The sequence below is a fragment of the Pseudoalteromonas sp. TB64 genome (genome assembly GCF_000498095.1).
GTDB lineage: Bacteria > Pseudomonadota > Gammaproteobacteria > Enterobacterales > Alteromonadaceae > Pseudoalteromonas.
Genome location: NZ_AUTQ01000152.1, coordinates 37311 through 53223 on the forward strand (window position 1 = coordinate 37311; position 15913 = coordinate 53223).

General features: G+C 36.8%; 11 protein-coding genes. 6 read left to right on the forward strand and 5 right to left on the reverse strand.

Annotated features, from left to right (window positions below):
- From betB to L647_RS0112425, 4 genes are all read left to right on the forward strand, one after another.
- The gene (gene betB, locus L647_RS0112410) at positions 1-1464 is read left to right on the forward strand and encodes a betaine-aldehyde dehydrogenase (RefSeq protein WP_024611376.1); all 1464 of its coding nucleotides are present in this window, start codon (positions 1-3) and stop codon (positions 1462-1464) included.
- Between the two features lie 11 nt (positions 1465-1475).
- Positions 1476-3143, forward strand: a complete 1668-nt coding sequence (gene betA, locus L647_RS0112415; protein WP_024611377.1) for a choline dehydrogenase — start codon at positions 1476-1478, stop codon at positions 3141-3143.
- 157 nt (positions 3144-3300) lie between these two features.
- Positions 3301-4518 carry a BCCT family transporter gene (locus tag L647_RS0112420; RefSeq protein WP_024611378.1) on the forward strand — a complete coding sequence of 406 codons (1218 nt, stop codon included), beginning with the start codon at positions 3301-3303 and terminating at the stop codon, positions 4516-4518.
- Between the two features lie 9 nt (positions 4519-4527).
- Positions 4528-5229: a TorF family putative porin gene (locus L647_RS0112425; protein ID WP_024611379.1), complete on the forward strand. Its 702-nt coding sequence runs from the start codon at positions 4528-4530 to the stop codon at positions 5227-5229.
- A gap of 613 nt (positions 5230-5842) precedes the next feature.
- On the opposite strand, the gene L647_RS0112430 is transcribed toward L647_RS0112425, so the two are convergent.
- From L647_RS0112430 to fdxA, 3 genes are all read right to left on the reverse strand, one after another.
- On the reverse strand, positions 5843-7756 hold the full coding sequence (locus L647_RS0112430; RefSeq protein WP_024611380.1) for a bifunctional diguanylate cyclase/phosphodiesterase: 1914 nt from the start codon (positions 7754-7756) through the stop codon (positions 5843-5845).
- 204 nt (positions 7757-7960) lie between these two features.
- Entirely contained in the window at positions 7961-10204 is a 2244-nt protein-coding gene (locus L647_RS0112435) for a carbohydrate binding family 9 domain-containing protein (protein WP_024611381.1), read from the reverse strand.
- A 151-nt stretch (positions 10205-10355) separates the two neighbouring features.
- Complete coding sequence (gene fdxA, locus L647_RS0112440; RefSeq protein WP_024611382.1) at positions 10356-10679, reverse strand: ferredoxin FdxA; 324 nt, start codon at positions 10677-10679, stop codon at positions 10356-10358.
- A gap of 196 nt (positions 10680-10875) precedes the next feature.
- Here fdxA and L647_RS0112445 point away from each other — a divergent pair, with 196 nt between their 5' ends.
- Together L647_RS0112445 and L647_RS0112450 are read left to right on the forward strand one after the other, a co-directional pair.
- Positions 10876-12483, forward strand: a complete 1608-nt coding sequence (locus tag L647_RS0112445) for an NAD(P)/FAD-dependent oxidoreductase (RefSeq protein WP_024611383.1) — start codon at positions 10876-10878, stop codon at positions 12481-12483.
- 88 nt (positions 12484-12571) lie between these two features.
- A complete protein-coding gene (locus L647_RS0112450) occupies positions 12572-14077 on the forward strand; it encodes an amidase family protein (protein WP_024611384.1) in 1506 nt (501 codons plus the stop codon).
- A 34-nt stretch (positions 14078-14111) separates the two neighbouring features.
- Here the strand turns inward: L647_RS0112450 and L647_RS0112455 are convergent, their stop codons facing one another.
- Positions 14112-15413: a DEAD/DEAH box helicase gene (locus L647_RS0112455; RefSeq protein ID WP_024611385.1), complete on the reverse strand. Its 1302-nt coding sequence runs from the start codon at positions 15411-15413 to the stop codon at positions 14112-14114.
- Positions 15414-15480: 67 nt separating this feature from the next.
- Positions 15481-15912, reverse strand: coding sequence for a hypothetical protein (locus L647_RS0112460; RefSeq protein WP_024611386.1), 432 nt, complete (start codon positions 15910-15912; stop codon positions 15481-15483).
- Between the last annotated feature and the right edge of the window lies 1 nt (position 15913).

A 15913-nucleotide genomic window follows, 5' to 3' on the forward strand; every position in this document is an offset into this window, starting at 1 on the left:
GTGACTACACCTGTCTATCAAAATTTTATTAACGGCCATTTCCTTGCAAACCAAAGCGGCAAAACATTTGATGTAACAAATCCGGCAACGGGTGAGGTTATTTACGCAGTAGAAATTGCTGATGAATTTATTCAAAACGCAGCTATTGAAAGCGCAAAACAAGGTTTTGCTCAATGGTCAGCAATGGCGCCAATTGAACGTAGTCGTATTTTATTAAAAGCCGTTGCTTTGTTACGCGAACGCAACGATGAGTTAGCACTAATAGAAGTACTCGATACTGGTAAACCAATGCAAGAAGCAAATTGTGTTGATATAGAAACTGGCGCTGATGTAATTGAATACTTTGCTGGTTTAGCTCCTGCACAAGTAGGCCAGCAACAAATGGTTGGCAACGATTTTTATTACACACGCAAAGAACCATTAGGTATATGTGCTGGTATTGGTGCATGGAACTACCCTTTGCAAATTGCATGTTGGAAGTCGGGCCCTGCTCTCGCTGCTGGTAATGCGTTTATATTCAAACCATCAGAGGAAACGCCACTAGGTGCACTAAAACTTGCAGAAGTATTTGTTGAAGCTGGTGTACCGGCTGGTGTGTTTAATATTGTTCAAGGTGCGGGCGATGTAGGTCAGTGGCTAACACAGCACAGTGAGATTGATAAGGTATCGTTCACTGGTGAAGTAGGCACAGGTAAAAAAGTAGTGGCAAGCGCTGCGGGTACTTTAAAAGATGTAACGATGGAACTTGGTGGTAAATCTCCGCTATTAGTTTTTGATGATGCCAATATTGAGCAAGCTGTTAGCGCTGCGATGTTAGGTAATTTTTATACGCAAGGCGAAATATGTACTAACTGTACACGTATTTACGTTCATAAAAATGTATATCAGCAGTTTATTGATGAGCTTAAAGCGCGCACTGAGAAAAACATTATTGCCGGTGACCCTCAAGATTTAAATACAAACTTTGGCGCACTTATCTCTAAAAAGCATCAAGATTTAGTAATGAGCTACGTTAATAAAGGCATCGAAGAAGGCGCAACGCTATTAACTGGTGGCACAACACTGTCTCCGGAATCTGCCCCTAATGGCTATTTTGTAGCACCGACTGTGTTTATTGATTGTAATGACGACATGACTATCGTTAAAGAAGAAATATTTGGTCCGGTAATGAGCGTGCTTGTTTTTGAAGACGAAGACGATGTTATTGCACGTGCTAACGGCACTCACCTTGGTTTAGCCGCAGGTGTATTTACTAGCGATATTAAACGCGCACACCGCGTTATACACCAATTACAAGCGGGTATTTGTTGGATTAATGCTTACGGTAACTCACCTGCTGAAATGCCAGTTGGCGGTTATAAGCAATCGGGTATTGGTCGTGAAAATGGCATAGAAACACTTGATCATTACACACAAACTAAGTCTATTTATGTTGGTATGACCGACATAGAAAGCCCATTTTAAGGCGCCCTACTATGAGTAATCATTACGACTATATTATTGTTGGTGCGGGTTCGGCTGGTTGTGTTTTAGCAAACCGTTTGTCTGAAGATTCAAGTAACCGTGTATTACTACTTGAAACTGGCGGTAGCGATAAAAGTATTTTTATAAAAATGCCAACCGCGTTATCTATTCCTATGAATAGTGACAAATATGCATGGCAGTTTCATACACAACCAGAACCTCATTTAGATAATCGGGAAATGCATTGTCCTCGCGGTAAAGTATTAGGCGGCTCGTCATCTATTAATGGCATGGTATATGTACGTGGCCACGCAAAAGATTTTGACGAATGGCAGCAACACGGTGCAAACGGTTGGGATTACCAATCATGTTTACCGTATTTTCAAAAAGCAGAAAGCTTTTACCTTGGTGAAAATACTTACCGTGGTGGCAAAGGCCCGCTTGGCGTTAATAACGGCAACGAAATGCAAAATCCACTTTATCGCACCTTTATAAAAGCAGGTGTTCAAGCGGGTTATGCTTCTACTGATGATTACAATGCTTCGCAGCAAGAGGGTTTTGGCCCGATGCACATGACCGTAAAAGACGGCGTGCGCAGCTCTGCTTCTCGTGAGTACTTAGACCCTGTTAAATCGCGTAGTAATTTAACTATTATTACTGGTGCACTAGCACAACGCGTGATTTTAGATGGTAAAAAAGCCACTGGCATTGAATACAAAGTAAATGGCGACGTTAAAACTGCACATGCTGCAAAAGACGTTATATTAAGTGCAGGCCCTATCGGCTCTCCACATATTTTACAACTCTCTGGTATTGGTGATACTCAAACGCTTGAAAAAGCAGGCGTTGAAGTACAGCATCATTTACCTGGTGTTGGTCAAAACTTACAAGATCATCTTGAGTTTTACTTTCAATACAAGTGTAAGCAACCTATTACACTCAATGGCAAGCTAGGTCTTATTTCAAAAGGTTTGATTGGAGCTCGTTGGTTATTAACGCGTTCAGGTTTAGGTGCAACGAATCATTTTGAATCGTGTGCGTTTATTCGCTCAAAACCAGGTGTTGAATGGCCTGATATTCAGTATCACTTTTTGCCAGCCGCTATGCGTTACGATGGCAGAAGTGCATTTGCTGGTCATGGTTTTCAGGTACATGTTGGTCATAACAAACCAAAAAGCCGTGGTAGTGTCACTATAGCTTCAGCTAACCCAGAGCAGCCACCAACCATTTTATTTAATTACCTTGAGCATCAAGACGATATTGAAGGCTTTAGAGCCTGTGTGCGCTTAACGCGCGATATAATTGAGCAAAATGCTTTTGATGAATACCGCGATGAAGAAATTCAACCAGGTAAACATATTCAAACAGATGAAGAAATAGATGCCTTTGTACGCCAAGCCGTAGAAAGCGCATACCACCCTTCTTGCTCGTGCAAAATGGGTGAAGACGATATGGCCGTTGTTAATTCTAATACCCAAGTACATGGTATTGAAGGACTACGTGTTGTTGACTCATCTATCTTCCCAACTGTTCCTAACGGAAACTTGAATGCGCCTACTATTATGGTTGCCGAAAAAGCAGCTGACATAATCTTAGGTAAAAACCCATTACAGAAATCGGATGTGAATGTTGCCATAAATTCTAATTGGCAAGAAACACAACGTAGTACGGAGATCTAACTTTAGCCACTCGCTTGGTTTAGTCTCGTCGGGCTAAACCAAAGGGCGCCTTGCAGTGGCACACGATGTAAATAGGTTACGTTGTGTTAATGCAAGAATAAAACAATAAAATACGGAGTGCTTATGAATTATTTTTATTCATTACTGGAGGGTAACAATGACTATTTGGCTTAATGCAGGCATCATTTTTACTTTACTAGCGGTTATTATTATCTTACTTAAATGGGGTAATGTTCGAGTAGTAGGTGTAACACCGGTAAAAACGTTTACTTTTATCGCTATACTATTTACGTCAGGCCTTGATGTAGGTCTTATAATGTTTCCTTTAACCGAGTTTGCAGGTTATGCAGACATAAAAGCAAGCCCAGAATACGCGTTTGCAAATCCACTGGCTATTGAGTTTGGCTACTGGGGATTTTTAATCTGGGGATTTTACTTTCTTACGTGCTTTTATTTCTGTGTAATAGAACCTAAAGTTAAATTTTTCGAAATTCCTTGGGTTAAATTTATCAATAATGTTGTAATTATTGGTACATGCGCATTCACCGCTTATTTATTATTGAACAATTTATCTTGGTATTTACCTGGATTGGCTGATGATTCAAGTGTAGCTCCTGAGTTTTATCTAATCGTATTCGCTGCTATTTGTTTTGCTGTGTACTCGAGTACAGATATTAAATATGTTCGTATTTTAAGTATTTCTACTACGTGGCTGTTTTTAGCATTGATTGCCTTTATGTGGGTTGGCGCTTTTGCAATGGGCGACAATGAGATGTCAGCATTTACAGATAACCTAGGATCAATCGGAACGTATTTCGCTAATATTAATGAATTTGTTTTACCGCTTAATGACTATCATGAGTTTTATTTATTCTGGTGGTTCGCATGGAGCATAATGATTGGTCAATTTACATCACGTTTTGTCGGGGGTCTTAAAACATACCAAGTACTTGGTGCAATGTTAATCTTTCCTTCAATTCCAATTGCAATCTGGTTTAGCGTGTTATACCAATACCACGAAGCAGGCATTTCGACTCAGGGTATTAAAAACTTTGCGATGGTGTTTGTAGGTATTGTATTTGTAATTAACTCACTTGATTCGTTAGTGCGCTTATATACAGATAACCTTAATTTAACTGTAAAACGTTTTGGTAAAGCAAAGTACATGGCGATGAACGTTATTGCCCTATCGTTATTGACGCTATTATTTAAATTAGAATTTTTACAAATTCAATGGGTAGGTGCATTAGTAATTGGTTTGTTCTTTATTTGTGCCGCATTTATTGGCTATAACAAATTTAAAACAGTAACTAATATTGATAGCTCACCAAAAGAAAATAAAATTGATTACACAAAAATAGACACTGTACACTAGGGATAAACAATGAATAACAAACTAAAACAACTTGTAGTAGCACTACCATTTGCACTTTTATCAACAACCGCAGCAGCTGATTGGTCAACAACAATCACAGCAGCGTCTGATTATACGTTTAACGGTGTAAGCCAAACGGATAGCGACCCAGCAATTCAAGGCAGCTTAGACTATGCTTTTGATAGCGGCGTATATGCTGGCGTATGGGCTTCAAATGTTGATTTTGGTGATGACACTGATTTTGAACTTGATGCTTATGTAGGTAAATATGTACAACTAAATGAGCAATTTAGTGCAGATTACGGTATCGCTTATTATACTTACCAAGGTAACAACAGCGATTTTAATTACGCAGAAACATACACTAAATTTGGTTATGCGAGTGAGTATGGTCAAACTGAACTTAACTTTTGGTACAGCTGGGACTACTTTGGAACCGGTGCGGGTCATGTAATATCAATGATTGCACACACGTACGAGCTAGCACCAAACCACGCTCTACGTGCCAGCTTTGATATATCAAACTCACTTGATGGCGACAAATGGGAGTGGGATGTAAACCAGAAAAAATCATACAGACATTACCGCCTAGCTTATCAAACTAGTTACGAAGGTTTTAATATTGAAGTAGCGGCTGAAGATACCAGCTTAGATTACGATTATTCTGATGAGCGTATTGTTTTAGCTATTTCACGTACATTTGATTTATAAGTAATACTCATTTAAAAGAGCCACTTTTGTGGCTCTTTTTTATATTTTATTTACACCTTCACCAATTAATATTATGAGAATAACAACTACACCCCTTATCTTTAAGTAAAAAGCACACGTAATTTACACAATGTTATCCACTCTACTTAACTTCTATTCATTAAAATTTTAAACAACATTTAATAAAGAATGACCTACTCTAAATTTTTAGCTGCAATTGTTACCTTAGTTCATATAACGATGAACGAAAGGGATTTAACTACGCACAAAAATTTAAAAGGTAATTGAAGAAGTGTGATTTTTAGCAGGTTGTATTTAGCATTTATAATTTTAGTTATAGGTTTTACAAGATATTTAAATCATCCTACTTAATCTATTACGCCAATATATTTAGTCATTAAACCTCTTAATGCTAAGAGCACTGGCTTATAACAAAGTTAAATTTAAAGTGGTATAGGAGTTTTTAAATTAAGCCGTGGTTATGTAACGTGTATTTATATTTAGTAGATTTACTAATACAAAGATGTAATGTCATATAAAGATATTTTAAGCTCTTACATTACTAAAAGTATGCTTAATGCTTTTTAATAAAGCATTATTTATAAAATACTTATTATGATGAAGGTATTTCCCAAGCACTTGAACCCGAAGCTGAAAGGTTACTTGTGTTATTACGTAACACTTTATTACCTACGTTTACAGATGACTCTGGTCGACTCACCAAATAACCTTGTACTGAACTAACACCTATTTTTTTAACTAATTCAAATTGTGCTATGTCCTCTACCCCTTCAGCTACAATTTTGAGACCTAACTTTTGACCAAGCTCACTTATTGTATTTAATATATCGTTATATTTTTGGCTCTTATTAGCTTGAGTTATGAAAGAACGGTCTATTTTAATAACATCTATTGGTAAATCAGCAAGTGTACTAAGAGAACTAAAACCCGTGCCAAAATCATCAATAGCAATAGTCACCCCCTCTTTTCTTAATCTTTCAAGATCTTTAATCATCAGTGGATTTGCTTTTATAAATGTCGACTCTGTAATTTCTAACATAAGTGACTTAGCAGGTAGACCTGTTTTCTTAAGCTTTTTCATTATCCAATCATAAACATCACGATGCTTTAATTGTACCCCTGAAACATTAACTGATATTTTAACTTTTCGCATACCGGCATTATGCCAAGCAGCCATCTGCCTACACGATTCAAGCATTATCCAATCGCCCAACTCTAAAATTAAATTAGACTCTTCTGCTATAGGTATAAATTCAGAAGGAGGGATCATTCCCTCTATAGGGTGATCCCAACGAGTAAGCGCTTCAAAGTAATCAATCATGCAATCTTCAACATGCACAATTGGTTGAAAAGCTAAGTAAAAATCTTTACAGGCTACTGCTAATCGTAATTCTTCGAGTAAATAGTGGTAACGTCGCATTTTGTTACCCATTTCAGGAGAGTAAACTTTAAAAATACCTTTACCATCACTTTTAGCACGGTACATTGCAACATCAGCTAACTGCAATAATGCTTGAGGGGTAGATGCACTCTCTGGATAAGCGGCAATACCAATACTTGCACTAATTTTTACAATTTTATTACCAAGTACAAAATCTTTTTCAAGCTCACTAAGGACGTGCTTTGCTATATCAACAACTTTTTCATCTGTCTCTAACGATTCAATAAATATTGAAAACTCATCACCACCTAAACGCGATAAATTTTGCTCAAGCTGGTTAGCACTGTTGATATGACTTAATTTATGATGGCGCAATACATTGGTTAAACGAGTAGCTACTTGAACCAAAATTTCATCACCAAAGCTGTGCCCAAACGAGTCATTTACTTGTTTAAAACCATCTAAGTCTATAAACAGTAATGCGCATTTAAGAGTGTCATTTTCGGTGTGATTAATTTGTCTATCTATATGCTCTATGTATGCATGTCGGTCAATTAAAAGTGTTAGCTTATCTTGGCATATACTGGTTTGTGTTTGTTTAACGTAATTTGCAACGTGTGTATTTAAAGTATTTATAGATTGGCCAAGGTTTGTTATTCCGTTGGGATTTTCTGAAAGTTTACTTTTTAAGTTAAATGCATTTAATAAACTATTGGTTTGGGTATTTAATTGTTTAATTTTATTTTTATAAAAGCTTTTTCTTCGCTCTTTTTTTACATACACAGCAAAACCAAAAAATGCGATAAATACCATTAAAAAGTTAAAAGGAGAACTTAAAGCCATCATGATTAAGCTGTTAGCATTTGCAGCTACAAATTCAGTGTCAGTTGTTTTTATTAACAAATAATCCATGTTGGGCTGATGGATTATATAATGACCATTAAGTACAGGGTTGTACCAAGGTGCCATATCAAGATCTGTACTGCTAATATTAAAAGTGCGTATATCTATTTTCGATTGAAATAAATTTATACGATTAATTTGACTCGTTAATTCTATATTTAGACAAAAGCCAAATAAAATAACAATAACAAATAGAGCAACCATCGGCTTAAATTTATTCATTATGAAAATCCATCTACGTTTTCTTTCCTATTAAACCCAAACTAAAGAGAGATTATATCGCCTACTTTTAGTACCACGCAAGTAATAATGTACTACATAGTAATTAGTTACAATAATATGACTGATAAAAACTGCTGGTAAGACCTCAGTTTTTAAGCTAATTAATATAAATAGCGTAAATATCAATCAACCTATTACTAATTATTAAAGTTGCCATGCATAACTAACTTTTGTAAAAAACGTACGCTGATCTCGCTCAACACTCTTAAGTGAATCATCTTGATAGCCTTTATCTGAATAACCTAAATAAAATAGCGTTTGTGCGTTAATTTTATATGAGTAAACAAGTTGGCTGCCGTAGTCTTTATTAATTTGACTTACCTGATAAAAATAAGCATCTTCATTTCGGTCAATATCTTCAAACTGTAATATTAACTTAAGCATAGAGCGCATACTAAATTTATAATAAAGTCTAAAATCTATAAGGTTCGCGGTAAAAATACGTTCACCATCTGGCGCATCTAACTGGCTGTAATTGTGTTTTAGGTCCATTTGCCAATGATCGTTAATATCCCACACTACTTGCGTTTGTGTATCAAAAGCATCGCCTAACTGCTCGTTTGCATAGTCAATTCGGCTAGCGTATTCAATATATAGTGATAACTTTAAATCTTTAGTGGGTTTAAACCCAGTGTAAATATAACCAATATTTTGATTATAAAAATTGTCGTTATAATTTTCATAACGGTGCACTAAACCAATTTCAAAAATAGATTGTTTTTGACCTTTAAAACTTAAAAAACCCTCGTATTCTTCTTCAAGTAAGTCACCATTTTGTGCCCATGTTTTATCCCATTCTGCTTCGTACGACCATGAAGTTAGCAAATCAGCTTCGTCTCTATACCATGTTTGTCCGCCACCAAACCCCACTTTTTCGTAATCTACTTTAGCCTGATAGCCTAAGTCAGTCCGATAGTCTTGACCAATATTTTCATAATATAAAAATAATTTATAGTCACGTTTATCACGAGTTAGTTCCAACGCATACGCTTGGTCTGACTGTGTTTCAGACGTATTATAATTTTCAATTAAAAATTCAGAGTTACGGGTGTCAGCTGTCGATGCTTGATATAAAAGAGTATCTGATTGATTAAACCAATAGCTCCCATCAATCGAAAAAACAGTATTATGATAATCATCACTTTCTCGGTGCGTACTTGTAAGACCAATTATACCTTGTTCACCCATATCAAATTGATATCTTGCTGCAGCTGCATTTGTTTTATCGTTAAGACTTGCAAAGCCAGAACCTTGGTTTGTTGGAAGTAAAATATTACTATTATCATCATCAGCTAACATCAATGCATAACTATGATCTCCCGTTTTACCTGTTAACTTTGCACCTAACGTGGGTTCTGCAATAGTTCGCGTATATAAAAGTTCAAATAAACTACTTTTGAAATACGATGCTCCATCTAAAAAGAATGGACGTTTTTCAGCATAATAAATAGAAAATGTAGTGTTAACATCAAGCTCTAAAGAATCTGTTTCGATTTGAGAAAAATCAGGGTTGATTGTTGCATTAATAACGGCGTCGTTTGTTAAACCCCATCGTAAATCTAAGCCAATTTCGGTGTCTAAATCACCATTGTCCCAATCACCTGGTACTTGAGGTTTTGAATCATTACGAAGCGCAGTTAACGTAGGCGTTATTTGAACATTTTTACTTGATTCAATATCGTTGAAACCAATTAATTTATCAAATTGGCATAGGCTGCATTTTATATTTCTATCAAAGCCCATGTTTGATAACTGATAAAATACGTCACGTTGATAATTTCTCATTACTGAAAAACCCCACGTTAATTCTTTTTTATTTTCAGGGAAACGCAGCGCTTTAAAAGGGATCCGCATTTCAACAACATAACCTTGATCGGTAATTTGTCCGGCACTATCCCAAATAGCATCCCATGAGGTATCAGAACTCCAGCCATCAGTATCTGTCATTCGTATATCGCCTTGTGCACCAAGCGGATTTACGTGAAACTCATAACCTGTTCGCTCATCGTTAAAAGTATCAATAACAAGAATAACAGCGTCATCTTCCCAAAGTGTATCTCTGTCACGAAGAGAGGCGCGCATTTGTGATGGGTCTGGATCTTGGGCAATAAAAGCAACATATAAGCTGCTGCCATCTTCGTATAAATAAGCATCCGTTTTTACTGGAGGTGTGCCCTTTTCATTTGGCTCATCTTGATAAACTATAGGAATGTGTGTGGCATTGATCCAATGAGGTTCATCCATAACCCCGTCAACAGTAATACTTTGATCAAGTCGAGTAAGTGAAAAGTGTTGTTTGTCAGCAAAAGTGTTAAAGCTAGAAAGTAATAAAGTGCTACTTAGAAAAAAGAGGTAAATTTGTTTTTTTATAGTTATAAAGTACTGCATAAACATCCATTTAGACTACATTCATTCAATAAGAATGATTTCTAAGCTGGATTGTAATTTAACTGGATAGATTTGTTAATACTTTGAAAAACTAAATACGCAATTTATTAACTAATTAATAATAAAGGATTAATTAAACGAAGTATAAAGGTTAAGTTTCAATAAGTTTTAGTTTATCTGTAACACCATTCCACATATCAGCATCGTCCGGTGCTGGTTTTACTTCTGTAATACGTGGCCATACGAGCGCAAGCTCTGCATTTAACTCTGTAAATTCTTTTTGTGATTCAGGTAATTCGTCTTCTTGAAATATAGCATCGGCTGAGCACTCAGGTACACATAAGCCACAATCAATACAATCAATAGGGCTAATGGCTAAAAAATTAGGACCTTCAAAAAATGCATCTGCAGGGCACACTGATACACAATCAGTATACTTACATTTTATACAATTTTCGGTGACTACAAACGCCATAATAGTTTAATACCTAATATTTAAAACAACAGGTGCGGATCATACCCATCCATCCCAAAAATACAATAAATAAGTGCCATATGGCACTATTTTAACGTAAAATACGCGGCTTATGTTTGCACACACTTTGTGCCCTGCATCCCCCTTATTGTGAGCGGTAAATTAAATCCCGCTATGACACCTAAAAGAGATATAAATGATACGTTTAACCGAAATAAAGCTGCCACTTGATCATGACGAAAATGCAATTGGACAAGCAATTGTAAATAAACTTAAAATCCAACCTGAACAACTGCATAGCTTTAATGTATTTAAACGTGGTTACGATGCACGTAAAAAAACAGCAATTTTACTTATCTATACACTCGATATAGAAGTTGATAACGAAACTGATTTATTAGCTGCGTTTGAAAAAGATCAGCACGTAAAAACAGCACCCGATACAAACTATAAATTTGTAGCACAAGCCGGAGAAAACATTACAGAGCGCCCTGTTGTTATTGGCTTTGGTCCTTGTGGTTTGTTTGCTGGTTTACTGCTTGCTCAAATGGGCTTTAATCCCATTATATTAGAACGTGGAAAAGAAGTACGTGAACGTACAAAAGACACGTTTGGATTTTGGCGTAAACGTACACTTAATACAGAATCAAACGTACAGTTTGGTGAAGGTGGCGCAGGTACTTTCTCAGATGGTAAATTATACAGCCAAGTAAAAGATCCAAAACATTATGGTCGTAAAGTCATAACTGAGTTTGTAGAAGCTGGCGCACCGGATGAAATTTTATACGTAAGTAAGCCACATATTGGTACATTTAAACTTGTTACCATGATTGAAAAAATGCGTGCCCGCATAATAGAACTCGGTGGTGAAATTCGCTTTAGTACACGTGTTGACGACATTCATTTAGATGATGGGCAAGTAACAGGCTTAACGCTTTCAAATGGTGAGCAGTTAAATACTCGCCATGTTGTATTAGCTGTAGGTCACAGTGCTCGTGACACGTTTGACATGATCCACAAAAAAGGCATTTACGTTGAAGCAAAGCCATTCTCAGTCGGTTTTAGAATCGAACATAAACAATCAATGATCGATGAATGCCGTTTTGGTACAAATGCAGGTAACCCTATTTTAGGCTCTGCCGATTATAAACTTGTTCACCATTGTGATAATGGTCGCACAGTTTACAGCTTTTGTATGTGCCCAGGCGGTACTGTTGTAGCGGCAACCTCTGAAGAAGGACGTGTTGTAACCAATGGCATGAGCCAATATTCGCGAAGTGAGCGCAATGCTAACAGCGCTATTGTTGTAGGTATTTCTCCAGAGCAGGATTTTCCTGGTGATCCGCTTGCAGGTATAGACTTACAACGTAAACTTGAAGAGCAAGCTTACGAGCTTGGTGGTAGCAACTACGATGCACCAGCACAATTAATTGGTGACTTCTTAAAAGGTAAATCATCTGCAGAGTTAGGTGAAGTACAACCATCTTACACCCCTGGTATTAAGTTAACTGATTTAAGTAAGGTACTACCGCAATTTGCTATTGATGCTCTTCGCGAAGCTATACCTGCGTTTAATAAACAAATCCGTGGTTTTTCTACTAACGACGGTTTACTAACCGGTGTCGAAACACGTACTTCGTCGCCAATCAGTATTAAACGCGATAAAACGTTCCAAAGCATTAATACTAAAGGGCTTTACCCTGCAGGTGAAGGTGCAGGTTACGCTGGCGGTATTTTATCAGCTGGCATTGATGGTATTAAAGCAGCTGAGGCGGTTGCGCTGTCTATGCTAGAAAACGCTTAAACTTACTTAATACCCTCTTTGTAGAAAAGCCTCACATTGTGAGGCTTTTTTTATGTAAAATATGTAAAACACTAAGTTACTTTTAATAATGACTAAAAAACAAATTAGCCTTCTAATATTTATAAGCATATTCGTAACATTTAATATAAAAGCACAAGAGCTAAAAACAATTGGCGAAATTCATAACGCTTACAAAAATAAAATCATTAATGCTGAACAACTTACGCTGCTATATATTAAGCGTATTAAAGAGCTTAACCCACAATATAATGCTGTAATTAGCATCGAACCTACAGCATTAAAACAAGCTAGGGTTCTTGATAATCTGGCTGAAAGAGGTTTATGGGCAGGACCTTTACATGGTATTCCCGTTCTACTTAAAGATAATATAGAAACTATAGGTACTCTTCCCACAACAGCTGGTTCTTTAGCACTTAAAAATAACGTTACAAATAATGATGCCTTTGTAGTTAAAAAATTACGCAGTGCCGGCTCTATTATCTTAGGGAAAACCAACTTAAGTGAATGGGCTAACTTTCGGTCGTCTTTCTCATCTTCAGGTTGGAGTGGCATAGCAGGGCAAACTAATAACGCACACGATATAACGCGAAGTCCTTGGGGTTCTAGTTCCGGTTCAGCCGTTGCAATAGCGCTTAATTTAGCCCCTGTAGCACTTGGCACTGAAACAGATGGTTCTATTACAAGCCCTGCCTCTGTTAACGGTATATATGCTATAAAACCAAGTATGGGTCAAGTATCTAGGTCAGGCAGTATACCTCTTTCAAGTAGTCAAGATTCTATTGGTCCAATGGCTCACTCTTTAAATGATGCACTAACAGTTTTATCTGTAATACAAGGTAGAGATCCACTGGACACATCTACAACCGACTTTAGACTAAAGCGGACAACCATAAAAAATAAACAACCTCTCATCATTGGTGTATTACCGAGTGATCAGTTCACAGTTGAAACACAAAAAGTCTATGCTAAACAAATTCAAGCTTTAAAAGCTGCAGGGCATATACTTGTCAACATTATCATAACCGATAATTTAGACACATTATTAGCTGATGAATACTACATTCTACTTTATGACTTTAAGAATGAAATTAATCAATACCTTAAAAACACGCCAAAAGAAGTCACCGTAAAAAGTTTGAGCAATTTAATTGATTTTAATGAAAAGAATAAAGAAATTGAAATGCCTCATTTTGGGCAGAATATTTTAATTCAATCTAATGCTATTAACTTAGATGAAAAACGTAAATATCGTCAAATTAAATCACGTTATCGTTCTGTTGCAACAAAAGCAATTACTAATCTATACAGTAATAAAATATTGGATATAGTTATTGCACCCACAACATCCCCAGCCTGGAAAACTGATTTGATTAATGGCGATAGTACTAAAAACAATAGCAGTTCATTACCTGCCATTGCTGGAACAACACACATTACCTTGCCTGTTGGTAGAGTAGAACATTTACCTGTTGGGTTATCAATTATCGCAGATATAAATGGTGAGTATGCAGCTTACGCTTATGCTCAAATTATTGATAAAGTACTTTCTAAAGACATAAAAAAACCTGAGTAAACTCAGGTTTTTAAAAACTTAACTGCGTTAACTGTTACTTTTTAAGTGACAATTTTTCGCCTTTTAAGTTTTTACGAATGCTTGAGATGCGTGAGCGATTAACCGCACGTGCTTCACCCGTCGCTTGTCCAGATAATTTATTAGAACGTGTACGACGTAAATGTGCTGGCTTTTTACCAATTTTATCAATTAGCACTTCGCGATTACTTACTTCATAACCTTCTAAATATACACGTTTGATTTTTTGACCGATTAACGTTTCAATTTCAAATAATGTATTTTCTTCTTCGCGGCTAACAAATGAGATTGCTTGACCTTGTCTACCAGCACGACCAGTACGACCTATACGGTGAACATAATCCTCTGCAAGCCAAGGTAGATCAATATTGATTACACGAGGCAAGCCATCAATATCAATACCACGAGCAGCAACTTCAGTAGCTACTAATACGCGTACTTTGCCTTCTTTAAATTCACGTAAGGCACGACGGCGATTACCCTGAGACTTATCACCATGACAAACGCCAGCAGGAATACCATCAAGGTTAAGCTCTTTAACAAGCTCGTCAGCTGTTTCTTTCATGTTTACGAATACAAGCACTTGTTGCCAGTTTTTCTTACCAATCAGCTCAGAAAGTAACTCTTGCTTACGGCGCTCTTCAACTGGGTAAACAACATGCTCAACTGTACTTGCTGTACTGTTAGTTTGATCAACACGAACTATTTCAGCTTGTTTCAATACTTTAGATGCAAATTGTTTAATTGCTGCAGGGAAAGTAGCTGAGAAAAGTAAAATCTGGCGCTCTTCTGCACAGCTTTTAATCACGTTTTGCATATCTTCAATAAAGCCCATATCGAGCATACGGTCAGCTTCATCAAGAACAAGATGCTTAACATTCGCGAGGCTTAAGTTACCTAAACGAATATGGTCAAATAAACGACCTGGTGTAGCAACAACTACATCTACGCCTTCTTTAAGTGAATTAGCTTGACCAGCGGTACTAACACCACCAAATAAACTAACTACTTTAAGTGAAGTATGCTTTGCAAAGTCTCTAAAATTATTAGCAATTTGCTCTGCAAGCTCACGAGTAGGGGCAAGAACTAATGCATGAGGAGCATTAGTAGTGCTGAGTTCAGACTCAACCAATTTTTGGATGATAGGTAAAGCAAACGCGGCAGTTTTACCGGTACCAGTTTGTGCACTGGCTAAAACGTCTTTACCTTTACGAACAGCTGGAATTGCTGCGCGCTGAATGGGCGTAAGAGTGTGATAGTTAAGTTCGTCCAACGCCTGGATGATTTCAGGAGCGAAACTAAAAGATTTAAAATTCATGCTGTATAACCTACGGCCACATTATCAAGGGTCGCAAATTATACAGCAAAAAAGTAGTAACAGTTAGTTATAACTTAACTAAAGTGCCTTTTAATGCAACACCGGCCATAATAGTACCCGCACCGCATTCAAATTCAGTACTACTAACAAACTCACGTTTTTTGTAATATGACTGAATATTAACAACTGCATTCATGCCTTCTTTTACTGCACGCTCTTGTAATGCTTTAAGTGCACTTAACATTACCCACTCACATGCCTCAGTATCAGACTTACCAAATGCATTGGTTTTTTTATTAGTGATTACTTCACCGTATTTGCTGCTTTCTTTTGAATAACTTTGGTCAGCAAAGTAAAGTGGAATATCCAATAATGCATTTTTTGCTTTAGTTGTTTCTAACAATTTTTGAATTGGGTATTTACTAATATCATCTCGGGCTTGAGCAGCCGATGTCATTAATGCTGTGGCAATAAGCAACGTACTTATAATCGTTTTCATT

What these genes read in the sequence shown, in the direction of transcription:
- L647_RS0112420 (WP_024611378.1), top strand. Translation starts at nt 3,301, where the DNA reads ATGACTATTTGGCTTAATGCAGGCATCATTTTTACTTTACTAGCGGTT.
- L647_RS0112425 (WP_024611379.1), top strand. Translation starts at nt 4,528, where the DNA reads ATGAATAACAAACTAAAACAACTTGTAGTAGCACTACCATTTGCACTT.
- L647_RS0112430 (WP_024611380.1), bottom strand. Translation starts at nt 7,756, where the DNA reads ATGAATAAATTTAAGCCGATGGTTGCTCTATTTGTTATTGTTATTTTA.
- L647_RS0112435 (WP_024611381.1), bottom strand. Translation starts at nt 10,204, where the DNA reads ATGCAGTACTTTATAACTATAAAAAAACAAATTTACCTCTTTTTTCTA.
- betA (WP_024611377.1), top strand. Translation starts at nt 1,476, where the DNA reads ATGAGTAATCATTACGACTATATTATTGTTGGTGCGGGTTCGGCTGGT.
- L647_RS0112455 (WP_024611385.1), bottom strand. Translation starts at nt 15,413, where the DNA reads ATGAATTTTAAATCTTTTAGTTTCGCTCCTGAAATCATCCAGGCGTTG.
- L647_RS0112460 (WP_024611386.1), bottom strand. Translation starts at nt 15,912, where the DNA reads ATGAAAACGATTATAAGTACGTTGCTTATTGCCACAGCATTAATGACA.
- L647_RS0112450 (WP_024611384.1), top strand. Translation starts at nt 12,572, where the DNA reads ATGACTAAAAAACAAATTAGCCTTCTAATATTTATAAGCATATTCGTA.
- L647_RS0112445 (WP_024611383.1), top strand. Translation starts at nt 10,876, where the DNA reads ATGATACGTTTAACCGAAATAAAGCTGCCACTTGATCATGACGAAAAT.
- fdxA (WP_024611382.1), bottom strand. Translation starts at nt 10,679, where the DNA reads ATGGCGTTTGTAGTCACCGAAAATTGTATAAAATGTAAGTATACTGAT.